General features: G+C 60.1%; 17 protein-coding genes. 12 read left to right on the forward strand and 5 right to left on the reverse strand.

Going from position 1 to position 24,407, the window contains the following annotated elements; genetic code table 11:
* The first annotated feature begins 51 nt into the window (after window positions 1-51).
* The 5 genes from E5334_RS03520 to malQ all read left to right on the forward strand — a co-directional run bounded on the left by E5334_RS03520 (window position 52) and on the right by malQ (window position 9,946).
* A complete protein-coding gene (locus E5334_RS03520; protein ID WP_275438910.1) occupies window positions 52-2,493 on the forward strand; it encodes a glycogen/starch/alpha-glucan phosphorylase in 2,442 nt (813 codons plus the stop codon).
* A 130-nt stretch (window positions 2,494-2,623) separates the two neighbouring features.
* On the forward strand, window positions 2,624-3,772 hold the full coding sequence (locus tag E5334_RS03525; protein ID WP_136012231.1) for a glucose-1-phosphate adenylyltransferase: 1,149 nt from the start codon (window positions 2,624-2,626) through the stop codon (window positions 3,770-3,772).
* A 2-nt stretch (window positions 3,773-3,774) separates the two neighbouring features.
* Window positions 3,775-4,869 (forward strand): glucose-1-phosphate adenylyltransferase subunit GlgD, encoded by a 1,095-nt coding sequence (glgD, locus tag E5334_RS03530; protein WP_136012232.1) that lies wholly within the window; start codon window positions 3,775-3,777, stop codon window positions 4,867-4,869.
* A complete protein-coding gene (gene glgA, locus E5334_RS03535) occupies window positions 4,869-6,353 on the forward strand; it encodes a glycogen synthase GlgA (protein WP_136012233.1) in 1,485 nt (494 codons plus the stop codon). Before glgD ends, glgA begins: the two co-directional genes overlap by 1 nt.
* A gap of 86 nt (window positions 6,354-6,439) precedes the next feature.
* Window positions 6,440-9,946 (forward strand): 4-alpha-glucanotransferase, encoded by a 3,507-nt coding sequence (malQ, locus tag E5334_RS03540; protein ID WP_136012234.1) that lies wholly within the window; start codon window positions 6,440-6,442, stop codon window positions 9,944-9,946.
* A gap of 863 nt (window positions 9,947-10,809) precedes the next feature.
* Here malQ and E5334_RS03545 read toward each other — a convergent pair.
* Window positions 10,810-11,313 (reverse strand): nitroreductase family protein, encoded by a 504-nt coding sequence (locus E5334_RS03545; protein ID WP_136012235.1) that lies wholly within the window; start codon window positions 11,311-11,313, stop codon window positions 10,810-10,812.
* 165 nt (window positions 11,314-11,478) lie between these two features.
* Here E5334_RS03545 and E5334_RS03550 point away from each other — a divergent pair, with 165 nt between their 5' ends.
* From E5334_RS03550 to E5334_RS03565, 5 genes are all read left to right on the forward strand, one after another.
* Window positions 11,479-11,955 carry a hypothetical protein gene (locus E5334_RS03550; protein WP_136012236.1) on the forward strand — a complete coding sequence of 159 codons (477 nt, stop codon included), beginning with the start codon at window positions 11,479-11,481 and terminating at the stop codon, window positions 11,953-11,955.
* A gap of 118 nt (window positions 11,956-12,073) precedes the next feature.
* Window positions 12,074-12,913, forward strand: coding sequence for an FtsX-like permease family protein (locus tag E5334_RS08775; protein WP_275438911.1), 840 nt, complete (start codon window positions 12,074-12,076; stop codon window positions 12,911-12,913).
* Between the two features lie 31 nt (window positions 12,914-12,944).
* Window positions 12,945-13,475 (forward strand): hypothetical protein, encoded by a 531-nt coding sequence (locus E5334_RS08780; protein ID WP_275438912.1) that lies wholly within the window; start codon window positions 12,945-12,947, stop codon window positions 13,473-13,475.
* A 151-nt stretch (window positions 13,476-13,626) separates the two neighbouring features.
* Window positions 13,627-15,546 (forward strand): alpha-amylase family glycosyl hydrolase, encoded by a 1,920-nt coding sequence (locus E5334_RS03560; RefSeq protein WP_136012237.1) that lies wholly within the window; start codon window positions 13,627-13,629, stop codon window positions 15,544-15,546.
* A gap of 46 nt (window positions 15,547-15,592) precedes the next feature.
* Entirely contained in the window at window positions 15,593-16,309 is a 717-nt protein-coding gene (locus tag E5334_RS03565) for a metallophosphoesterase (RefSeq protein ID WP_136012238.1), read from the forward strand.
* 87 nt (window positions 16,310-16,396) lie between these two features.
* Here the strand turns inward: E5334_RS03565 and E5334_RS03570 are convergent, their stop codons facing one another.
* From E5334_RS03570 to E5334_RS03585, 4 genes are all read right to left on the reverse strand, one after another.
* A complete protein-coding gene (locus tag E5334_RS03570; RefSeq protein ID WP_136012239.1) occupies window positions 16,397-17,053 on the reverse strand; it encodes a DUF6320 domain-containing protein in 657 nt (218 codons plus the stop codon).
* Window positions 17,050-18,330 (reverse strand): alcohol acetyltransferase, encoded by a 1,281-nt coding sequence (locus E5334_RS03575; protein WP_136012240.1) that lies wholly within the window; start codon window positions 18,328-18,330, stop codon window positions 17,050-17,052. The genes E5334_RS03570 and E5334_RS03575 overlap by 4 nt, the downstream gene beginning before the upstream one ends.
* A complete protein-coding gene (locus E5334_RS03580) occupies window positions 18,303-19,316 on the reverse strand; it encodes an alpha/beta hydrolase (protein ID WP_136012241.1) in 1,014 nt (337 codons plus the stop codon). Before E5334_RS03580 ends, E5334_RS03575 begins: the two co-directional genes overlap by 28 nt.
* Window positions 19,317-19,409: 93 nt before the next feature.
* Window positions 19,410-22,007 (reverse strand): DEAD/DEAH box helicase, encoded by a 2,598-nt coding sequence (locus tag E5334_RS03585; protein WP_136012505.1) that lies wholly within the window; start codon window positions 22,005-22,007, stop codon window positions 19,410-19,412.
* Window positions 22,008-22,279: 272 nt separating this feature from the next.
* On the opposite strand from E5334_RS03585, the gene E5334_RS03590 reads away from it, so the two are divergent.
* Together E5334_RS03590 and E5334_RS03595 are read left to right on the forward strand one after the other, a co-directional pair.
* A complete protein-coding gene (locus E5334_RS03590; protein WP_136012242.1) occupies window positions 22,280-23,569 on the forward strand; it encodes a 4Fe-4S binding protein in 1,290 nt (429 codons plus the stop codon).
* Between the two features lie 182 nt (window positions 23,570-23,751).
* Window positions 23,752-24,402: a hypothetical protein gene (locus E5334_RS03595; protein WP_136012243.1), complete on the forward strand. Its 651-nt coding sequence runs from the start codon at window positions 23,752-23,754 to the stop codon at window positions 24,400-24,402.
* The last annotated feature ends 5 nt before the right edge of the window (window positions 24,403-24,407 follow it).

Raw genomic sequence — 24,407 nt, forward strand, 5'->3', positions numbered from 1 at the left:
CGGGCGCATCCCTTACACGACGCCCTAATCCCTGTAAATAAGGAGTATCGAGTGAAAAACGACATCTTCGAGAGCACAGGACAATTCAAGAAGGAATACCGCCGCATGGTGGAGTCCGAGGTGGGCAAAGACTTCGAGGACGCCGACGATTACGAGCGCTTTGCAGCCCTTTGCAACCTGGTAGCCTATCGTGCCCGCGCCATTCACGTGAAAAACGACAACGCCATCGTGGCTCAGCGCAAGAAGCGCGTCTTCTACTTCTCGTTGGAGTTTCTTATCGGCCCGCTCCTGGAGAACTACCTGCTCAATCTGGGCGCGCTAGAGACCGTGCAGGAGGCTTTGGAGGAGATGGGCACTTCGCTGGAGCGCCTCTCTGCCTGTGAGGTCGACCCCGGCTTGGGCAACGGCGGCCTGGGGCGCCTGGCTGCCTGTTTCCTGGATTCCATGGCTCATGAGGGCATTGCCGGCTACGGCAACGGCATGCGCTATCGCTATGGGCTGTTCCGCCAGGTGATCAAGGATGGCCGCCAAGTGGAGGAGACCGACAACTGGCTGGCCAAGGGCTATCCCTGGGAGGTCCGTCGCCCCGAGTCTGCTGTGGAGGTCACCTTTGGCGGCGAGGTGATGCGCCACGAGGAGGACGGCAAGTACTGGTTCACCTTGGAGGGCGGCGAGACCGTCAAGGCAGTGCCCTACGACATCCCTGTGGTGGGCTATGGCGGGCAAACCGTCAACAAGCTGCGCATTTGGTCTGCCGAGCCCGCTCAGGAGAATTTCGACCTGGATGCCTTCAACGACGGTCAATATGCGAACGCCTCCAAATTCCGCACCGACGTCGAGGCTATCTCTACCATCCTGTATCCCAACGATGCTGGCGAGCACGGCCGCATCCTGCGCTTGAAGCAGGAGTATTTGTTTGTGGCTGCAGGCATCGGCTCCATCATGCGCACCTTCAAGCGCGAGAACACCCGTGCCGACGGCACGGTGGATTGGGATATGTTCCCCGAGCTTATCGCCATCCACACCAACGACACTCACCCCGCCATGTGCGGCGCCGAGCTGCTGCGCGTCCTTATCGACGAGGAGGGCCTGGACTACGACCGCGCCTGGGACATCGTCACCCGCACCATCAGCTACACCAACCATACGGTGTTGCCTGAGGCTCTGGAGAAGTGGCCCATCGACGTCTTCCATCGCCTGTTGCCTCGCATCTACATGTACATCGAGGAGATCGACCGCCGTTATCGTGAGGACTTCATCGCCAAGCACGGCGACCGCATGGATCTTCTGTGCGAGACCGCCATCCTCTGGGACGGCCAGGTGCGCATGGCCAACCTTTCCATCATCTGCTCACACTCGGTGAACGGCGTGGCCAAGATCCACACCGACATCTTGGAGCGCGAGGTCCTCAACGGTTTCTATCAGCTGGATCCCGAGAAGTTCAACAACAAGACCAACGGCATTTCCTTCCGTCGGTTCCTTGGCAATGCCAATCCTAGCTATTCCCGTCTCATCACCAGTGCCATCGGCGACGGCTGGCTGGATGACGCCAGCGAGCTCCACAAGCTCTCGGCCTTCTACAAGGACAGCGTCTTCTTGGACGCCATGACCGACTCCAAGCGTCTCAACAAGGAGCGCCTGGCTGCTTACATCAAGAAGACCACCGGCGTAGAGCTGGATTGCGACTCGGTCTTCGACGTCCAGGTGAAGCGCTTCCACGCCTACAAGCGCCAGCTGCTCAACATCTTCAAGGTGATGGACGTTTACAACCGCATCGTCAACTGGGGCTACACTCCTCGTCCCACCTCGTTCATCTTCGCCGGCAAGGCCGCCCAGAGCTACACCTACGCCAAAGAGGTCATCCGCCTCATCAACTCGGTGGCTCACGTGGTCAACAACGATCCTCGCGCCAACCAGATCATCAAGGTGGCCTTCGTGCCCAACTTCTCGGTAAGCAACGCCGAGCTTATCTATCCTGCTGCCGAGATCTCCGAGCAGATCTCCACTGCCGGCATGGAGGCGTCGGGCACGTCCAACATGAAGCTCATGGCCAACGCTGCCATTACCCTGGGCACTTTGGACGGCGCCAACGTTGAGATCGCCCAGCTGGCCGGCCGCGACAACATCGAGATCTTTGGCCTCACCGTCGATGAGGTGGAAGCCCTTAAGTCCTCCAATAGCTACTTCGCCTGGGATGAGTACAACCGCGACCGCGACCGCCTGGGACGTGTTGTTGATGAACTTATCGATGGGACGTTCGCAGGGCTGTCCGGAAACTTTAATCTTATTTACGACGGCCTCATGCATAAGAATGATGCTGACTTTGTTCTGAAAGACTTCCACTCCTATGTGGATGCCTGGGAGCATTTAGGATCGATCTATGGCGACCAGCGCCGCTGGAACGCCATGGCGCTCGCGAATACCGCAAATTCCGGATTTTTCTCGTCGGACCGCACCATTCGTGAGTACGCTGAAGACATCTGGCACGTGTAGCCCCTTACCCAGAGAGAGGGTCGGGGCCAGAGTAGTTCGTACTGTTCAGGAGTTTAGGGACGCCTCCCAAAAAAGAGGCGTTCCACCCAAGGAGCCTCGAGCCGAGGTTTTCTACAGGAAGGGGAGTGTTATGAGCAAGAAGGAGTGTCTCGCGATGCTTCTTGCCGGCGGGCAGGGTTCCCGTTTAGGCGCCCTCACACGGTCGATCGCCAAGCCGGCCGTGTCCTTTGGCGGAAAGTACCGCATCATTGACTTCGCGCTATCCAACTGCGCAAACTCCGATATCAACACCGTGGGCGTGCTGACCCAGTACCGTCCCTATCTGCTTCACAGCTACATCGGCACTGGCGCCGCATGGAACCTCGACGAGCGCGACGGCGGCGTCTCCGTGCTCCCTCCGTTCGCCACCGAGACCGGCGGCTCGTGGTATGCCGGCACCGCGGATGCCATCTATCAAAATATCGGCTACATCGAGACCCAGGATCCCGAGTACGTGCTCATCCTGTCCGGCGACCACCTCTACTCCATGGACTATCGCAAGATGCTGGACGTCCATATCAAGAACAACGCCGACCTCACCATCTCCGTCATGCCTGTGCCTTGGGACGAGGCCAGCCGCTTTGGCATCATCACCAAAGACGACGACGGCTCGGTAGTGAAGTTCACCGAGAAGCCCGCCCAACCGGATTCCAACCTTGCATCCATGGGCATCTACATCTTCTCCACCGATGTGCTCATCAACGCTCTGCGTGAAGATGCCAACGACCCCGATTCCGAGCATGACTTTGGCAACAACATCATCCCCAAGATGCTCGAAGAGGGCCGTCGCATCTATTGCTACGAGTTCCACGGCTTCTGGCGCGACGTAGGCACCATCGCCTCCTACCACGACACCGCCATGTCGCTTCTGGGCGCCAACCCCGAGTTCAACCTGGATCAGCCCGACTTCCCCGTCATGAGCAACGCCCCCACTCGCCCGCCCCATCTCATCGGCACCGCCGCCTCTGTGGATGACTCTTTGGTAGCCAACGGCTGCCGCGTCTTTGGCGAGGTCAAGCACTCCATCCTCTCCACCGACGCCTATGTGGGCCCCCGCGCTCACGTGGTGGACTCCATACTTCTGCCCGGCGCCAAGGTCATGGCCGGCGCCTACGTGGTGAATGCTATTCTCGGCGAAAGCGCCGTGGTAGAGGAGAATGTCAAGTTTGGTTCCGTCGACAAGCCCAAGGACACCGTGGTTGTTGGCGACAACGTTGTTGTAGGAAAGGGGGAGGAGTAATCGTGGATCGCTGCATTGGCCTCATTACCACCAATTACTCACTCAAAAACCCGAGTGCCCTCACCGAGTCCCGTCCCCCGGCAGCGCTGCCCATCGCTGGCCGTTACCGCATGGTGGACTTCGCTCTCTCTAACATGGTCAACGCCGGCATGCGTACTGTGGGCCTGATTTTGCCCTCCAACTACCGCGCGCTCATGGATCATGTGGAGTCCGGCAAGGATTGGTCGCTGGACCGCAAGCATGGCGGCCTGTTCAACCTGCCGGGCTCTGCCTTTGGCTCCACCCGCTCCGGCGCCCGCTTCCTCATTCGCGACCTCATTGACAACCGCGTTTTCTTGGATCGCGAGAAGCGCCCTTACATCGTGCTCTCTGCCGCCAACATCATCTACAACATGGACTTCCAGGACCTCATCGACGAGCACTGCAAGTCCGGCGCAGACATCACCGTGGTCACCAAGCGCGCTGCCGAGGAGAACGTCTCTCTCACCGGCTTCCACGTAGACAACAACCGCGTGGTGGGCGTGCATCAGGGCGTGCAGTTTGGCGACACCTCCTTCCTGGACACCTTCGTGGTTTCCATTGACATCTTGAAGCAGCTGCTGGACTGGTATAAGTCTCTGGATTACCTAGACCTCTTCGAGGCCCTCACCGGCGACCTGGACCGCGTCAACGTGCAGACCTACACCTTCGACGGTCCTGCCATGGCAGTCTTTTCGGCCAAGTGCTTCTACAAGAACTCGATGAAGCTTCTGGATCCCGACATCGACGACGAGATCTTTGGCGACGAGCGCCCCATCTTCACCAAAGCCCACGACAATCCTCCCGCCAAGTACGAGCCCGGCGCTAAGGTGTCCAACTCCCTGGTGGCTGGCGGCTCTCGCATCGCAGGCTGCGTGGAGAACTCCATCCTGGGCCGCAACGTGGTGGTGGAGCCCGGAGCCACCGTGCGCAATGCCATCGTCATGCAGTCCTGCGTGGTGGAGAGCGGCGCTCGCATCGAGAACGCCATTGTGGACCGCGACAACACCATCCCGGCCCGCACCGAGCTTCGTGGCACGCTGGATGACATCCTTATTCAGGGGAAGGGACGCAGCTAGTGTCTGCTAAACAACGCAGGAAGCTACGCGTCGTATTTGCGTCGGCCGAGGCCGCCCCGTTTTCCAAGACGGGTGGCCTAGGCGACGTGGCCGGCTCGCTGCCTCAGGCGCTTGTGGCAGCCGGCTGCCGCGTCGTGGTGATGCTTCCTAAATACGGCACCATCAAGCAAGAGTACGTCGACCAGATGGAGCACGTCTGCGACTTCTATCTCAACATGGGGTGGAGAAGCGAGTACTGCGGTCTGGAGCGCATCCAGAAGGATGGCGTCGACTACTACTTCATCGACAATGAGCATTTCTTTAAGCGCGACGGCCTCTATGGCTACTTCGACGACGGCGAGCGCTTCGCCTTCTTCTCCAAGGCCATCACGGAGAGCCTCCAATACCTGCCGGATTTCCGTTGCGACATCTTGCACTGCAATGACTGGCAGACGGCTCTGGCCCCTGTCTTCTTGCGCGAGTATTACCAGGGCCTGCCGCTCTACGACAACGTGCGCACGGTCTTCTCGATACATAATGCCAAGTTCCAAGGCATGTACGGCGACTCAGTGCTGGATACCGCAGGCCTGCTCCCGGCACCCAATGCGGTACGCCAGCTCTACTGCGCACCGGATACCATCAACTATATGCAAGGTGCGCTCATCTACTCCGACCTGCTGTCCACGGTGAGCCCTACCTATGCCCAGGAGCTCAAGACCCCCTTCTTTGGCGAGGGCCTGGACGGTCTGTTCCGTCAGCGTTCCGAGTCGCTCCATGGCATCTTGAACGGCATCGACACCAAGGCCTTCGACCCGGCTACCGATCCCGCCATCGCCGCCAACTTCTCTGTGGGCGACATGGCTGGCAAGGCCGCCTGCAAGGCCGCGCTTCAGGAGGAGCTGGGCCTCGAGGTGAACCCCGGGCGCCCGCTGGTGGCCATGGTGACCCGTCTCACCAAGCAAAAGGGCCTCGATCTGGTGCAGTACTCGCTGGAGCGCCTGCTGGGCCGCTCCATTCAGGTGGCAGTGCTGGGCACCGGCGACCGCACCTACGAGGACTCGCTGCGCTACTTCGACTGGAAGTATCAAGGCTCCATGTGCGCTCGCATCGACTTCGACCTGGGTCTCTCCCAGCGCATGTACGCCGGCGCAGACATGTTCCTGATGCCGTCGCTCTTCGAGCCCTGCGGCCTGTCTCAGATGATTTCCATGCGCTATGGCACCTTGCCCATCGTGCGTGAGACCGGCGGTCTCAAAGACTCGGTCATCCCTTACAATCAGTTCACAGGCGAGGGCACGGGCTTCTCCTTTGCCAATTTCAATGGCGAAGAGATGGCAGACTGCGTCCTCAACGCAGCTGAGGTCTTCTGGACCAACAAGAGCGCCTGGGCGCAGCTCCAGCGCCAGGCCATGGAGGTAGATTTCTCCTGGACGGCTGCAGCAAATCGTTATATTGAGATGTATGGTTGGCTCCACCCCGAGGTTATTCCTCAGGAGCGCGCCTAACACCCCCGACCCCCTTGGACGGCCTGGAGGCGGCAGCGTGCCCTTCTTAAGCAGCCATTGAGGTTTAAGGGAGAAGAGAGGACACCATGAGAGCCTTTCACGACAGCAGGGGCTCCCGGTATAGAAATCCCGGCGGCGCCGCCCTTGTGGGCGGCGTCGTCACGTTAAAGATCGACGTGTGGGATGATCCGGGAACCCAAGCCACCATTCGCACCTGGGTTGACGGCGAAGGCGAGGCCTTCTGGCCCATGGAGCTTGAAGAGCGAGCAGAGGACGGCCGCCTCACCTTTGCCGGACAGCTGCCCTGCGAGGCGCTGGGCATCCTGTGGTACGCCTTCTTGCTGGAGGGTTCAGACGGCGTGGTGCGCTATTACGGCGCCCGCGAGGGTCGTACCGGCGGCGTAGGGCAGATGTATGACTACATGCCGCCCTCCTTCCAGATCACCGTCTACCATCAGCGCGAGGTCACTCCAGATTGGTACAAGGCCGGCATGGTCTACCAGATCTTCCCCGATCGCTATCGGCGCGATGATCAGTGGCGCCAGCGGGCCGAGGCTGCGCTGGAAACCCCTACGCAGGGTGTGCCTCGGGCTTTGGTGGAAGACTGGGATACGCCGGTGGCCTACCAGCGCGACGAGCACAACCGCATCACGGTTTGGGAGTTTTACGGAGGCTCTCTAGAGGGCATTCGCCAAGATCTGGATCGCATCGCTTCCATGGGATTTACGGCTATCTATTTGAATCCCATCTTCAAGGCCCAGTCCAACCACCGCTATGACACCGGTGACTACCTGGCCATCGATCCCATGCTGGGCACGCTAGAGGACTTCCGCCGCCTGGCAGACGACGCATCTGAGCGAGGCATCTCCCTCATTTTGGACGGCGTCTTCAACCACACGGGCGTGGACTCCCGCTACTTCAATAAATATGGCAACTACGACTCGGTGGGCGCTTGGCAGTCGCCGGACTCTCCCTATCGCCCCTGGTACCTGATGGAGGAGGACGGCACCTACACCTGCTGGTGGGGTGTAGACGACCTTCCTGATACCGATAAGTCCAACCCTCAGTGGCAGGACTTCGTCTATGGTCCCGAGGGCGTGGTGCGCTACTGGCTTCGCCAGGGCGCCCGCGGCTGGCGCCTGGATGTGGCCGACGAGCTCAACGACCCCTTCATCGCTGGCATCAAGGCGGCAGAAACCGCCGAGTTGCCCGATGCCCTGTTGCTGGGCGAGGTCTGGGAGGACGCCTCCAACAAGATCGCCTACGGCGAGCTGCGCCATTACCTGTGCGGCGATGAGCTGGACAGCGCCATGAACTACCCCTTTAGGGCGGCGCTCCTAAGCTATCTGCTGGGTGAGCAAGGAGCCGAGGAGATCGCTGAGACCATGGCTTCCCTCAAGGAGAACTATCCCCCTGAGGCCTTCTATGCCTGCCTCAACCTGCTGGGCAGCCATGACCGCCCACGCTTGTTCACGGTGCTGGGCGGCGCACCGGACAAAGACTCCATGACCGATGAGCAAATGCGTGAGTACCGCCTCTCTGAGGGCCAGAAGGGCCTGGCCAAAGGTCGCCTTTGGCTGGCGGTGCTGGTGCAGATGTGCTCTCCTGGCGTGCCCTGCGTCTACTACGGCGACGAGGCCGGAGTCGAGGGCTACACCGACCCATACAACCGCTCCACCTATCCCTGGGGCCACGAGGACCCCGACACTCAGGCCATCTACCACAACGCCATGGCCCTGCGCCAGCGCTTCCCCATGCTGGTCAACGGCGGGTTCGAGCCCTTCTCGGCAGGCCCCGACGTCTACGGCTTCTGGCGCACTCCCGGTCCCGGCGACGAGGAGTCTGGCGAGTGCATCTGCGTGCTGGTGAACCGGTCGCTCTCGGCGGTTCATGAGGTGTCGGTGCCTTTGCGCGCGCCTCAGGTCGACGATCTGGTAAGCGGCGTCTCGCCAGTGGTGGAAAACGGCGAGGCTCGCGTCACCTTGCGTCAGCTGGGCTCGGCAGTGCTTTACTTCCACGGCACGCCTCCCCTGGTAAAGCCGCTGGAGCATGGGCAAGGAGTCGTAGCTCACATCACTTCGCTGCCCAATCCCGACGGGCCAGGCACCCTGGGTCCCGAGGCCTACCGCTTCGTGGACTTCCTCTCTCAGGGTCGCCAGCGCTATTGGCAGGTGCTGCCCATCAATCCCTGCGATGCCTTTGGCAGCTCCTATGCAGGTCCCAGCGCCTTTGCGGGCAACCTGGCGCTGGTGCACCGCGGCGGCCTTACCTTTGAGGAGCTCTACCGGGCATGGAATGAAGGGGCTCCTACCCAAAAGTTCCCCGAGTCTTTAGTGGTGGCCGCAACTCCTGTGGCCGAGGTATTCTCGGCAGAAAACTTTGAAGCCTTCCGCCAAAATGAGGCTTCGTGGTTGGTGCCCTACGCCACCTATCAGGCCATTCGCGATGGCGTGCTGGCAGGGGAGATCCTGGTGGACCCCCAGTGGCTACGCACCCAAACTCCCGGCGAAGTGGAAAGCGCGGCTGAGGAGGTATCGCCGGAGGTGGTTGACACCTCGGAGATGGGAACGCAGGATACGGCGCAGGAGGCTCAGGATCGCGAGGAGTCGCTGGAAGATGTGCCCTGGCAGAGCTGGCCGGAGCCCTACCACAGCTACTCGCCAGAGCTGGCCGCCCGCCCCGAACTGGCCGAACGCGTGCGGTTTCACGAGTTTTGCCAGTGGCTCTTCTTTGTGCAGTGGCAAGCTTTGAAGGCCTACGCCAACGAACATGGGATTCAGATTATTGGCGACATCCCCATGTATGTGAGCGAGGACTCTGCCGATACCTGGTCGCATCCGGAAGTCTTCAATCTGAATGCGCACGGTCACAAGAAGGAGTGCGCGGGAGTGCCGCCCGATGGCTTTGCTCCCGAGGGCCAGCTTTGGGGTAACCCCACCTACAACTGGAACTATCTGGCAGACACCAATTACCAGTGGTGGCTGGAGCGTCTGGGCCATCTCTTCAGGCTCTATAATTACCTGCGCTTGGACCACTTTGTGGGCTTTGAGAACTACTATGCAGTGCCCCATGGCAAGACGGCGTTGGAGGGTCAATGGAAACCGGGACCGGGTGTGGACCTCTTCCGCACAGCGGCGCAAAAGTTTGGGCCGCTGCCGGTGATCGCCGAGGATCTGGGCATCATCACCCCTGCCGTCCGTGGCCTTTTGGCCCAGTGCGGGTTCCCCGGCATGGATGTGCTGGAGTTCTACGACGGCGACCTGCGGGGCGGCTATCTGCCAGCTCCTGAAAAGATCGCGTACACCAGCACTCACGATACCGATACTCTGCTGGGCTTCGTGCGCAACGCCTACGGCATCACCGACATGAACGAGAGTCGTACGTTGGCAGAGCGCATCATGGTAGACGCCCTGCGCTCGGGTGCGCCGGTAGTGATGATGCCGCTGCAGGATGTGCTGGGGCTGGGCTCTGAGGCTCGCATGAACGTGCCCGGCACAGCTGTCGGCAACTGGAAGTGGCAGGCTACACAGGAGGATCTGGACTCTGCGGTGCCGCTGCTTTCCACCCTCACCCTAGAAGCGCAGCGCTCCTAGGGAGCGGAGCTGCTCGAAGCTTCATCAGCTTGATGGGCCTCCCGCTGGCCGTGTTGCCTGTGTGGACACAGAATAAGCCTGACCTCGAAATTCTCCGGGGTCAGGCTTTTGCGGCTTTTTGGACAGACAGCGTGCTGTGATGAGGAGTATTGACCTGCGTCAATACTCCTCAATGTGTAGGCCAAATCTACCTTCATTATTTACAAGTACTCTTTGTTTACAAGTACTCTTTGCGCTCAGAAGGGGGCAGTTTGAAAGTAGAGCTACTTTCAAACTGCAAAGCCCCAGGTAAAATCTGGAAGGTCAAAAGCAGACCTGCCTTTGAAATGGGGATGCAGGGCAGATGAGGTTTGAACTGAGCGGCACTTCACGCCTACTAAGTACCATTTCACGCCTACTAAGTACTTAGTAGGCCGATTTTGCCCAAAATCGGCACCACTTTTTATTTAAGTATTACATCAACCAAGCTCACAGAGTTGGTTTCATATTAAATTGTACTTAGTAGGCGTGCGCCGGAGGAAATGTACAGAGGAAATGTACTTAGTAGACGCAAGCGTTATCGCTTTTTTGCGTCTTGGCCCCACAGATCACATTTCTCATCGAGCCCTGCAAATCCTGGATGTAGTGACTCGATTTTGCCGTCTTCATCTGGGGTTATAGGGCAGCTGATAGCACACCCTCCATCCGGGTCCCCATGTTCAAATTTGCCTTCCGGATTTAAACGCCCAAAAAGAGATGTTGACCTGCGCCAACATCCCAATCCACAGCATGCTTTTTTGTCCTGTTAGCCCCCTTTTGCTTTTGCAGGAGAGCTGTGAGTGCGATAGCCAGTTAAGAGTGAGACAGCCAGATGACTAGATCGGTTACTGCACCCACCGAATGCGGGACTCGTCAAAGCGCGAGGGCCCGGTGGGTTGGCGCTTGTCGGCAGGATGGCCCACAGCAACAAGCGCGAAGGGGGCCAACGTGTCCGGGCAGCCCAGTACCTGGGCGACGGCACGGGAGCGCTCCTGATTGGGGGCGACGCCCAGCCACACGCCGCCCAAGCCAAGCTCGCAAGCTTTGACCAGCAGGTTCTCCGTAGCAGCCGAGAGGTCTACCAGCGCATATTCCGGCGCTCGCAGGTCTTGGGCGCGCAGGCAAGGCACGATGCACACCGGCGCCTTGGCGGCAGGCCCGGCGTAGGGGCTGGTGTGGCTCAGGCTTTCGCGCATAGCTGCGTTTTGCACTACGTAGAATTCCCAGGGTTGCTGGTTCACTGCAGAAGGCGCGGCCATGGCGGCGGCTAGAAGCTGGCGAAGCTCCTCTTGAGTCACAGGCTCTGGGGTGAAGGTACGCACGCTTCTGCGTTCCATGATGGGATCCATAGATGCCCTTTCATAAAAGGTTGACGATTTGGCAGACGCTGGATGGGCTTGCTGCTTGGCGGGTAGTGGAAAGAGCGGGCGGGTACAAGCCCTCTTAGTACACATCCCAGGCCCGGCGGCAAGAGTCAGCCGCTGGGCTTGCCAGCGCAAAAGAGGTTGATACCCATGAAGAAGCTGCCTCCCATCGAGAAGATCTATGAAGCCTGGTCGGCCATCGAGGACGGCCGCATCACCCTGTTGGACGACGGCACGCAGGCTGTGGTCACTTCTAGCGACGGCGCCAAGAGCTACCGTGTGGTGCGTCAGATCGAGGACGGCAAAATCATCTATTGCTCCTACGACAAGGCCACCTATTGGCAGGGTTATCCCGGCTACCCGGTGATTGCCATGCTTATGATGGAAAAGCAGCTGCCTTTGGACCTCACGGTGGCCGGTTGGTTTGCCGGCGTCAACTGGCACGAGGTCAACATGGCTCACAAGAGCGACTATGCGGCTGCTTTGCAGGAGGTCATCGAGGAAAAGGGGCTCAAAAAGGAGCGCGTGACCCATGCCCGCCAAGATGCCGAGAAGGTCATGGATGCCCTCAAGGCCTTGGATGTCCAGGTAGGGCGTCTGTCTACCCGAGCAAAGAAGTCGGATTAGGCCCCTAGGCAGGCGGCCTAGCCTTACAGCTCTGTGAGCCAGATGTAAGGCAGCTCGATGGTACCTGCGCGCCTGTCGGCCCACCATGGATGAGGTCTCAGACAGAAAGGTCTCATCCATGTATCTCAAACTCGCGCTGGGCAACGTGCGCCGAAGCCTCAAGGACTACTCGGTGTTCTTTGCCACCCTGGCCTTCGCGGCCTGCTTGCTGTATTCCTTCTCGGCATCTGGGGATTACTTGGACGCCATGGTGCTGAACCCGGCGCAGCGGGCGGTGATGGGTTCCCAGTCGCTGGGCAATCTCATGAGCGCCTTCTCGGTGTTCGTGGTCATCGTGTTCGCGTTTCTGGTGAGCTACGGCTTTAGGTTCATCTGCCGACGCCGCAAAAAGGAGTTCGCCCTCTATGCTCTTCTGGGCATGGAGTCGGCGCATGTGTCGCGCATCCTTATCTACGAAGGAGCCTGCGTGGGAGCGCTCTCGTTTGTGGTGGGCATTGGCGCGGGCTTGCTGCTTTCCCCGGCCTTCATGGCTCTAGAAGCCGCAGTCTTTGGTGTGGGCTGGGTGCTGGCGCCGGTCTTTTCTGCCTCGGCCTTCCAGTGGACGCTGGGCTGCTTTGTGGCGCTGATGGCTGTGGCTTGCATGGCTTCGGGGCGCGTGGTGGCCAAGAGCACCCCTGCCGCGCTTCTGTCTGCCGAGAAAAAACCGGAACAGTTGGCAGGCGCTTCTCGGCCGGCTTTAAGGCGCCTGCAGCTGGCAGCGGGTGTGCTGCTGGTGGCGCTGGTGTGGGGCTGCGTGCTTATAGAGCCCGGGTTGTTCTTTGGGGATGCTTCTGCCCTTTGGCGTAGCGGCGCTCTTTGGCACCTACCTGCTGTTCAGGTCGCTGGCTCAAGGGGTGCCGGCTTGGCTGCGCCGCCATCCGGCCCGCTATCTGGTGGGGTTGCGCCCCTTCACGCTTAGGCAAATGGAGGCCAAGGCGTCCAGCTCGGCCATGGCGCTGGCCATGGTGTGCGTGCTTTTGGCCTGCGGGCTCTGCATGATGGTGGGAGGCCTGGCCTTTTCCATTGGCATGCGGCTAGATCCTTCTGCCGCGGCTCACAGTGGGGCGGCTGGTCCCATGATGTGGGCGCCCATTGGTTTTATTGGGCTGTTCTACGGGATCGCCTTTGTGCTCTCGGCCATGGCGATCTTGGCGTTGCAGCAGCTTTCCCAGGCTGCCGACAGCTTGAGCCGCTACCGCCTCCTCAAAGACCTGGGAGTAGAGTCCAAGATGATCTGTGGGTCGCTCAAAGCCCAGCTCGCGGTATATTTTGGAATGCCGCTGGTAGCGGCGCTGGTCCACGATATGGTGGGCATGACCCTGGTGGCCCTTTTGGCCGCAGGCGCAGGCGCCGCGCATTTTTGGCCTATGGTCGCCGGCACAGTCCTGTGCGAGCTGGGGCTCATGGCCGTCTACTATCTGGTAACCTACGGCGAATGCCGCCGGATCTTGCTGGGTACCAACGCAGAGGAGCGCGCCTAAGCCAAGGCTGGCTGTCCGCAGAACAGCGACCCTGCGCAGGACTTCAGTCCTGCGGCTAGATAGTTCACAGGTTGAAGCAAAGTTGAAATGAGAGACTGCCTTGGTTAGACTCGGTGCTCCCTGCCTTGTGACTGCGTCGAGAGGAGCCTCCATGCCCTGGTACGACGAGGCCGTCTTTTATCACATCTACCCGCTGGGCCTGCTAGGTGCGCCCAAGCAAAACGATTATGGCGAGCCGCAGCACCGCCTGGCGCAGCTGGTGCCCTGGCTCGATCATCTGCAGCGCCTGGGTGTCACCGCCCTCTACATTGGCCCGCTGTTCCAAAGCGTGGGCCATGGCTACGAAACCACCGATTACCGCTGTGTAGACAGCCGTCTGGGCACCAATGACGACCTGCGCAATCTAGTGTCCGCTGCTCACGATCGCGGCATCCGTGTGGTCTTCGACGGCGTCTTCAACCACGTGGGACGCGACTTTTTTGCCTACCAAGATCTGATTAAACGCCGAGAAGAGAGTCCCTACCGCGACTGGTTTGTGAACGTGAACTTTGGCGGCAACAACTCCTTTGGCGACGGGGTGTCCTACGAGACATGGGGTGGCTACGACCACCTCATCAAGCTCAACCAGCGCAACGGCCAAGTGGTCCAGTACCTCTGCGACGTCGTGCGCTTTTGGGTGGCAGAGTTCGACGTCGACGGCATTCGCCTGGACGCTGCCGACGTCTTGGACTTCGACTTCATGCATGCTCTGCGCCAGGTGGCCAACGAGGTGAAGCCCGACTTTTGGCTCATGGGCGAGGTGATCCACGGCGAGTACAGTCGCTGGGTCAACGGCGACACCCTCCATGCGGTCACCAACTACAGCCTGCACAAAGCCCTCTATAGCGGCCATAACGACCACAACTACTTCGAGATTGCCCACACCGTCAAGCGCAACTACGACATGGGCGGCGACCGCGTGGACGGCCTGCGCCTCTACAACTTTGTGGACAACCACGACGTCAACCGCATTTGGACCAAGCTTGCCGACAAGCGCCACTTCTATCCGGTACACGTCCTTGAGTACACGCTGCCTGGCACGCCTTCCATCTACTACGGCAGCGAGTTTGCCATCGAGGGCGAGCGCACCAACTGGGCCGACGACATGCTGCGTCCCGCTCTTTCCCTCGCCGACTTCGCCGATTCTCCCTGGCCTGCCTTCTTTGCACGCTTGGGCCGGGTGCGCCATGAGACTCCCGCGCTTTCTTACGGCGAGTACCGCGAGCTGGCCCTCACCAACCGCCAATACGCCTTCGCGCGCCTGCTGCCTCAGGGATCTGTGATCGTGACGGTGAACAACGACGACAATCCCGCGACTCTTCAGGTTGACGCGCTGGGAGCCTCTGCCTATGAAGGGGCCCTCACCGGCCGAGTGGCGACGGCCCAAGACGGCCAGGTGGCCCTTCCCACCGACGGCTGCTCCGGCGACATCTGGCGCCCTGTGGAGGCTGCCAACAACGCTGACGCTGCAGCCGCTCAGGCTCAGGCAGATGCCGATGCCCAAGCTATCGCCATGGCTGCTGCCGATGCTCAACGCCAGGCAGACGACCAATGGGTCGCCCAAGCTCAAGCCTTCAGCCAGGCCCAGCGTGCCGCCGACGACCAGCGTGCTCAAGATCAGGCTCAGGCAGAAGCCCTTAAAGCCGCCCGCGAAGCTGCCGAGAAGGCCGCGGCCCAAGAGGCTGCAGCTCAAGCAGAGAAACGGGCGCTCGAAGAGGACTTGCTGGCCCGGGTGCGCGATGCGGTGGCTGCTGAGGCTGCAGCAGAGGCCACAGCTGAGGAGTCCGCACCTGATGGGTGCGAGACTCCCGGCGGCGCAGCAGCTCAGGGACAACCGGAGACTCTGCAGCTCACCATGGACTTCTTTCTCGGTAAGGAAAAGCCTTACGAGGAGATGAGCGTGCAGGAGCTGCAGCTCTCGGTGCTGGCGCAGATGGCCATGCGCGGCGAGGTCACTCCACAGATGCGCAAGGACGTGGCTGAGAACGTTTATCACGACTCGCTGGTGAATTGGGCCAAGAGCTTTAACTAGCGGTGAGCTGGTAGAGGGCGGCGAGATTTTGGAAGGGAGGTGGCCTATGACCATCTATGTGACCGGCGATCTTCATGGTGGGATGGATATCCAAAAGCTTTACGACTGGGAGGTAGGCCCTACTCTTTCGCGCCGCGACTACCTTATTGTGGCAGGCGATTTTGGCTACCCTTGGGACTTCTCTGAAGAGGAATACTACGACCTCCACTGGCTTGAGCAAGGCCCCTTTACCTTGCTGTTTGTGGACGGCAACCATGAGCGCTATGACTGGTGGGCAGGGCGTCCCTACGAGCAATGGCATGGGGGAGCGGTACAGCGCCTGCGTCCTCATTCGCCCATCAGGCGCCCGTGTCGAGGCCAGGTCTACGATATCGATGGATGCAGGATCTTCACTATGGGTGGCGCTACCAGCGTGGATCAAGCATGGCGCACACCTCAAATCAACTGGTGGCCACAGGAGCTCCCCGACGAGCGCCATTTTGAAACCGCCCGCACGCAGCTGGATGCCTGCGACTGGCAGGTAGACTATGTGATCACCCATACCTGCGCCAACTCGCTGCTTCCAAAGGCGCTCTATCCCAATCCTGGGTGGGAGTATCCCCAGCGAGATCGGCTCACCGACTTCTTGGATGAGCTAGAAGGCAAGCTGGACTATAAGCGCTGGTACTTTGGCCATATGCACTGCGACCGCGATTGCGATGAGCGCCACACCCTTCTTTATCACGAGATCGTCCAACTGGGGGATGGCTTAGGTTGGGCCTGAAAGGCTGGCCGTAACCCATCTGACGCAGGCCCCTCAAGAGCAAAAGGCCGGCAGACCTCTCTTCTGGGGTCTGCCAGTCCGTCTTCACTAAGCGTTGAACAGCTTGGAGGTGCCCCCAAAGAGCTCCTGGCGCAGGAACACAAAGACAAAGAGCCCCAGTATCGCCGAGCAAAAGGCGCAAATAAACGCCAAAGGAGGCCAGTGGGAAAAGCCTAGAAGCACAAGCACCAGAGGGATGAATCCGCAGATGACGTCGCAGATGAGGTACTTGGCAAACTCGGCGGCGAAATGTTGGCGGCGCACCAAAAGCAGCAGAACGTCGAAGGCCAGGGCAGACAAACAAATGATGGGAATCACCAGCGAGGTGAAGAAGTCTGCCTGGGTGAGCAGATAGCACAGGAGCGACAGGCCAATGAGCAGCAGCAGATAGCGGGAGGCGCCCCGCACAAAGCCCGGGTTTTGCACGATGAGGTTGCGCACAAAGAGCCCGTTGGCAACCACCACGCCGCTCACCAACAGCGCGATGTTGGGCGGAATGACCCCCAGCCCGCAGAGCAGCGCCATGGTAAACACTGCTGCTCCGGAGCCAAAAAAGACAAAGGAGATCATGAGCTTCTGGGGCTTCACGATGGCGGCATGGGGAAACACTGCGGGGCTGGGCGAGCCGGTGAGCGGCCGTTGGCACAGCGGGCAAGTGTCGAGGTCGCCAGAGAAATCCACCTTGCAATGGGAGCAATACTTCATGCGCGATCCTCCTCAACCGGCTCCTTCGCCTCAGGAAGCGGCGTGGCGCGGCTGTAGTTGATGTAGCCAAAGATCTGGCGGTCCGAGAAGAACCTCACAAACTCCTGGATGACATCGAGGTTGGTATAGACCGTGCTCAAGCCCAAGGAAAGGTCGTCTCCAAGTGAGCACGCCAGAAGGTTGAGCCCCTGGGTAGAAGTAAGGATGTTGATGGACTTCACATGGGTCGCCACCTCGGGCTCGAGGGTGATGCGCCCCAAGTTGGAGAGGGTGGCGGTGACCCCGCGTTCTGCGTCCAGGTTTGCCGCATAGAGCCCCAAGTCTTTGAGAAACACCGGGGCGACGCGCACCAGCGGGTTTTTCTCCAGCTTCACCATGGCGTTCATGCGCAGCTTCAGGGCGTCCAGCTGGGTTTGGGCGCTGATCTGCGTTTGGATGAGGCGGGCCAGCGCAAAAGCCTCGGGCAGCTTTTGGCCGGTGTCGATGGTGGTGAAGGTCATACCAAAGAAGTTGCGGGTGGTGTGGGAGCCAAAATGGCTGCGTAAATCCACCGGCAAGCCAATGCGTATGGGGCGGCGCCCAACATCCCGGCGCTTGAAGGTGGAATGGATGGCCTCTACCAAAGCAGCCATAAGCACTGAGCTCAAACTCACCTGCCACTCATGGGCCAGCGCCAGCACGGCTGAACAGGGCAGATGATATTCCAAGAAACTGGGGTCGTCGGTCATCTTGGGAGAAGGGATATGGTAGGCCCTGGAAAGCGCGGCCGTTTTGGAGTTTTGCGGCTCGAAGTTCTTGTCAAAGGCGTCTTCGATGCTCTCGTTATGAGTGGCGTTATAGCTGGTAGCCGGCAGCGCCTCGCCATAAGCCCGCTCCACATACTGGCGTAGCAGCTCCTTGAAAAACTCCAGGGAGCCGCGGCCGTCTGAGATGATGTGGCTCACTTCAAAGTTGATGCGTTGCTCGTAGTAGCTCACCCTGAAGAGGGGCGCCCGCCTGCCCGCATGCAAAGGCGAGCAGATGGGCAGGTTCTCAGGGGTCACCACCACAGGCTCGGTCACCTGTTGGAGGTAGTGCCAGAACAGGCCTGAGCGAAGGTGCACGTTGAAGTGGCAGAACTTCTCGGTAGTGGCATCCAGCGCTTGCTGCAGCAAAGCAGGGTCCACTAATCTGTCCATTTGTGCAGCATAACGAAACACCGTTTGGGTGCGACGTCCTGCTTGGGCTGCGTAATACTTGCCTATGTTGTCTAGGCGATACCAAGTATCTCGAGCCACGTGGAATCAGTCCCTTGGGTGAGGGCTTCGCCGTCCAGGAAGCTGCGGCAAATGCCCAAAGATATTTTGGTGGTCTCGGCCGAGGTGGGGTAGAGCAGGTAGCCGTGCATGGCGTCGCGCATGCGGTAGCAGGCGGCGGGGGTGCCGGCATCGCTCAGTCGCTTTGCAAAGGCCTCGTCCTCGTCGCGCAAAGGGCACAGCTCGGCCGAGAGGATGAGCGTGCGCGGAAGGCCAGTGAGGTCGCCTTCCAGCCAGGGGGCCAGGTAGGGGCACTGCAAGTCGTCCGGATGCTCGGAGTAGAGCATGAGGTATTCCTGGAGGTCCTCTGCCGTGAGAATGTAATCATGGCCGTTTTCTGCCACCGAGGCGAAGGGAGCCGAGGGCCCGTAGTCATTGTTTAACACCGGATAGTAGAAGATGGCGGTCTTGGGACTAAACTCGCCGCGGTCCCGGGCCATAAGGGCCACGGCTGCGGCCAGGTTACCTCCAGCGGAGTCTCCCATGAGCACCACGTGGTCTGGCACCACATCCGAGAAGACCTGGCCCTCCATCACGGCTTTGGTGACGGCGTAGCAATCCTCTGCGGGCACGGGAAAGCGGCTCTCGGGAGCCAAACGGTAGTCCACCGACACGATGCGGCGCTTCAAGGCGAGCGCGGCGTCCTTGCAAAAGTCTGCGTAGAGGTCCACCTGGCCGGTGACCCAGCCGCCACCGTGGAAGAAGACGACAGTGCCTTCCCAGTCTTCCTCCACCGTGGCGCCCTCTTTGAGCGACAGGCTGATGTCTAAGGGGGTGAAGGTGCGGCAGGGAATCTCGTAGCCGTCCTTGGCGCGCACGGTGAGCGAGTCCTCACGGATGCGCAGGTTGGGGGCCTCTACCTTGGAGGCGGCATCTTCAAAGGCACGGATGGCCTCGTAGCCTTCCACTACGTCGGGTTTATGGCGTGTGTAGGCCTTGATGGCAGCCAGGCGAGCTTTTTCGAGCATAACCACCGCTTTCTCGAGAGGCGCCCCTGGGGCGCGGATCTTTTGGCAAATCTGGTTTTTACCCAGGGACGCCTCGCTCAAAAGCCGTGCATCCTAGTCCTCCCAAAAGCCCACTTTGTAAGCGGCAAAGACCACGCCGTCGGAGGTCTGGGTGGCATCCAGGTCCACCTCGGCAGTGATGCGAAAGTCCCGGTTGCCCTCGGGGTCATCGAAGATCTGAGTCACATGCCACAGATGGTCGGTTTTCTCGGCAGATTCGTCCAGCTCGAAGTAGGCATCGGAACGGGCGTCGGCGTCCAAGATCACCTCGTCGTAGACGTCGTAGTAGCGGTCCAGCACTTGGCGCCACACCCGCTCGCCGTAGCCCCAGTCCACATCCAGGGCGCCCAGGGAGGCGGCATCGTCTCTGGCCGCCAAGGTCACGCGGCGGATGAGGGCGTTTCGCACCAGCAGCTTGAGGCCGCGGCGGTCTTTGACCACGGCGTCTGCCTCCACAAAGGCGCCGGGGCCCTCCATATCCTGCTGGCCCACCTGGGCCCAGGCGTCCACCAGGCTGGAGTCCACCGAGCGCACCATGAGCCCCAGCCACGCCACGATGTCGTCCAGGCGCTGGTCGCGTTTGTCGGGAGGAACCGTGCGGTCGAGCACCTGGTAGGCATCGGAGAGGTAGCGAAGCAAGATGCCTTCCACCCGAGAAATGCCCATGGCCTGAATGTAGCTCTTGAAGTCGTTGGCGCTCTCGATCATGGCGCGCAGCACGCTCTTGGGCCGCAGCTGGTAGTCGTTGGCCCAGGGCACAGAAGTGCAGTAGAGGGCAAAGGCTTCTTCCAGCAGGTCTTTCAAGGGCTGCTCGTAGGTGACCTCGCTCAAGAGCTCGTCGCGCTCCTCGAAGGGCACGCCCTCGGCTTTGAGCTCGGCCTTCTTGGCTTCCACTGCCTTCTTGCGCTGGGCTTTGAGGATCTGCACCGGGTCGTCCAGCGTGGCCTCCACCATGGAGATGACGTCCAGCGCGTAAGTGTCGCTCTCAGGGTCCAAAAGCTCCAGGGCCTCGATCAGGAAGGGGGAGAGCGGCTGGTCCAGCGCGAAGTCGTCCGGCAGCTCCACGGTGAGGGTATAGGAGGCGTCGCAGCCGCCGGGGGCGCAAGGATCGGCGTCTGCCGGAGCGCCCTCTGGCAGCTCCACTACCACCACGCCGGAGTCGATGAGGGTGGCAAAGATCTCGGTGGCCCGGATCTCAAGAGCCGTTTTTTGCTCGGGGGTTTGCAGGGAGTCTGCGATGAGGCGGCTGGCCTCTGCGCGGGCGTCACCGTGGCGGCTCACCAGCTCCAGCACCATGGAGTGGGTGATGTTCAGGCGGGGCGTGAGCTTTTCTGGGACAGACTCCGCCAGCTTGGTGAAAGTGCTCTCGTCCCAGCTCACAAAGCCCTCGGGCGGCTGTTTGCGTTTGACGCGGCGGCGCTTCTTGGGATCGTCTCCCGCCTTGGCCAAGGCACGCTCGTTCTCTATGACGTGCTCGGGAGCCTCGGCGATGACCAAGCCCTCGGTGTCAAAGCCGGCACGGCCGGCACGGCCGGCGATCTGGTGGAACTCGCGAGAGCGCAGCCGGCGCGTCCTGTGGCCGTCGAACTTGGAGAGCGCGGTGAACACCACCGTATGGATGGGCACGTTGATGCCCACGCCCAGGGTGTCGGTGCCGCAGATCACCGGCAGCAACCCCTGCTGGGCCAGCTTCTCTACCAGCAGGCGATAGCGAGGCAGCATGCCTGCATGATGCACTCCCACCCCGCTGGCCAACAGGCGCTTGAGCGTCTTGCCAAAAGCGGTGGAAAAGTGGGTTCCGCGGCAGGCCTCCTGGATGGCCTTGCGCTGCTCTTTGGAGGTGACCCCGTAGCTGGAGAGCGCCTGGGCGGTGTTTAGGGCCGCCACCTGGGAGAAGTGCACCAGATACAAGGGTCCTTCCCCGTTGCGCAGCGCCAGCTCCACCGTGGTCTCCAGCGGGTTAAGCTCGTAGCGGTAGGAGAGGGGTACCGGCCGCTCGGCATCGGTGATCTGATCCACCTGCCTGCCCGTTTGCTTCTCCAGCAGCTCGCAGATGTCGTCCATGTTGCCTAGGGTGGCGCTCATGAGCAAGAAGCGCGCCTGAGGCAGGCACAGCAGCGGAATCTGCCAGGCCTTGCCGCGATCGGGGTCTGCGAAGAAGTGGAACTCGTCTGCCGCCACCCAGTCCACGTTGGCGTGGGCGCCGCCGGCCAACGCCTTGTTGGCTAGGATCTCTGCCGTGCAGCAGATGATGGGGGCATCCGGGTTTATCTGCGCGTCGCCGGTGAGCATGCCCACCAGATCGCGCCCAAAGAGCTCCACCAGGTCGAAGAATTTCTCCGACACCAGCGCTTTGATGGGCGCCGTGTAGTAGGAGGTCTCGCCCATACAGGCGGCCATGAAGCACATGCCGGCCGCCACCAGGCTCTTTCCCGAGCCCGTTGGCGTCCCCAGCACCACGTGGTCTCCCATCAAAAGGGCCATGAGCGCGTCTTCCTGATGGGGCCACAGCTCGATGCCCCGCCCCGCGCACCACTCCATGAAGGCATCGAAGGCCTCCTCGCGGGTAAGTGTTTCTCGGCTATTGAGCTCGACGGCCAAATCTCCCAGCTCGCCATAGCTGGCCGGGGACAATACGGTGGCACGCTCCATGACCACGTCCTTATCGGTAAGAGGGGCACCCAAAGCGCGCCCCTCGCACATTCATTCTCTGTCTATCCTACCCTCTCGCGCCCGCGCGGCCCTTCCTGCCGAGAAACCCCGCCGACTTTGCTGCTGCCGCCGGAGTGTCCCCGTGGCAGCTGTTACCCCGAGATGTCAAAAATGGGGGAGGGGCCAGTAACGTACAATGACAGATTCAGGCCCTTATAAGCTTTAGGGATCGGCGCGCTCTGGTGGCACGCCGCGAGGAATCAGGAGCCCCCATGGCCGAGAAGCGCGATTTTCTCGATGACATCATCGATATGTCCCAGGACTTTAAAGCCATCAAGAACCCGTTGGCCCAGATCGCCAACTCTCTGGCGGCCGAGCCTGGCGAGGTCCCGGTATGGAACCCTGCCGACTACAAGGAGCGACCGCGCCCTGCGCCCCCTTCATGCACCAGTTGCAAGAGCAAAGATCCCACTACCTGCACCCGCTGCATCGACGTGTGCCCCAAGGGCTCTATCCATATCGAAGGCGGAGGTATCGAGATCGACGACACCTGCATCAAGTGCGGACTCTGCGTCTCTGCCTGCCCTAGTGAGTCCTATCATGCTCGGGAGATCAACGCCAACAAGCTCTACGACCGCATCGCCGGCGCTGCCGCCAGCCACGAGACCGCCTATGTGACCTGCACCCGTGCGCTGGGACGCTTGCCTCGGGAGAATGAAGTGGTGCTTCCCTGCATAGGCGTGGTGCCCTCGGAAGTCTGGCTGGCCCTGATGGTGCGATTCTCCCATTTGAGCATCTATCTGCCTCTGGGCATCTGCGACCGCTGTCGCACCACCACCGGCGAGGAAGTCTACTGTGACCTCATCGCCCGCGCCGAGACCTGGGCAGGCTTTGGCCTCAACCTGGTGGTGGATGAGGAAGAGCTCACCTGCGAGATGCGCCGCAGCTGGCAGCGTAAGGAGTTCGTGGAGACCATCCTCAAGAGCGGCGAGCGCCTGGTGAGCCGCACCAACCCCGTGCTCACGGCCGCGAGACGCGTCACCCAGATGCTGGATGCGCACAAGCGGCAGATGAGCGCCCTGCAGCGGCAGCTGGACAAGGCGGTGGGCACCACCAGCTCCAAGAACCGCCGGCGTATTCTTCTAGACCGCCGCAAGATCATGATGGGAGCGCTGCAAAAGCATCCGGAGTTGGCGGCCAACATCGACCTCTACGAACCTCTCTGTGACATGGACGCCTGCACCCTTTGCGGCGCCTGCGAGCAGGTATGCCCCACCCACTGCATCGAGATCACCGACGACGGCCGCTGGTCTTGCGAGCCGGAGTTCTGCGTCCAGTGCGGCGCCTGCGAGCATGTGTGCCCCACCAAGGCCATCGAGTACGAGTTCTGCGATGCCTCAGACATTGTGCTGCCCGACGAGGAGGAGCGCGACCGCAAGGAGAAGGAAGCCGAGCAAAAGGCCGAGGTAGAAAAGCTCAAGGAGCAGGGCAAAGCCTCCATGCTCAAAGGCCTCGACATGCTGGAGAAGCTCTCGGACTCCCTGGCAGACAACGATTCCTAACCTTTGGGATGAGGTTTCTTGGTTTTTGTTGATTAAGAATAAATATGGACGACACAATAGAGAAGCTGCTATAGCTCCTCTATTGTGTCGTGATGGTGTCAAAGCTGAAAAGTTACTTCATATATATTCAATTGCAGGGACCCTTTAAAGTTATATGAGCTATGGCTTAAAGGAGAGTAGCCATGCAAAACCGCGATAGTCTAAGTAGGCGTTCATTCTTAAAGGTTGCATCAGCGCTGACTCTATCACCATTTATCCCTGTGATGCATACAGCTCATGCATCCGAATTACTCTCTACGGAGTCATGGGTTCCTGCGGTTCCGAATCTAACCAAACAAGAGCTCGACAGTATTACGGATGAGAAGGTACATGAAGAGGGGCTCCAGTTAATCCAACAATTAATGGAATATGACACTGAGCAAGATTTGGCTTATTCATCTCGTCCAACTTATGACAATGTTTATGAGTCTCCTCAATATAAATACACTGGATATCACAGAGTGAGTGGCCAACCTAATGGTGGCGTGATGATAAGTGGTGGTGGCTCGATTTATATTATTCCTAATGCAGGAGGAACCGGCTCTATAACATTTAGTTTTGGCGCCCCATGGGGATCGGTGGCCGTGAATTATCCTTTAGGCAACAGGGCATCCACCGTCACTTCATATAGTGTCAATATTCCGGCAGGTGTTTATTGCTTGGCGACTCAAAACACTTGTTATAAATGCGTTCCTTATACAACTTATCGAACTGTAAATGGAGTTCGAAGTGTGTATTCGCGCCAGGTAAGCACTCAGGTTTATTCGTATGCATTCTCGTATATGAGAGTCTAGGAGCG

The organism is Muricaecibacterium torontonense, assembly GCF_004793925.1.
GTDB lineage: Bacteria > Actinomycetota > Coriobacteriia > Coriobacteriales > Atopobiaceae > Leptogranulimonas > Leptogranulimonas caecicola.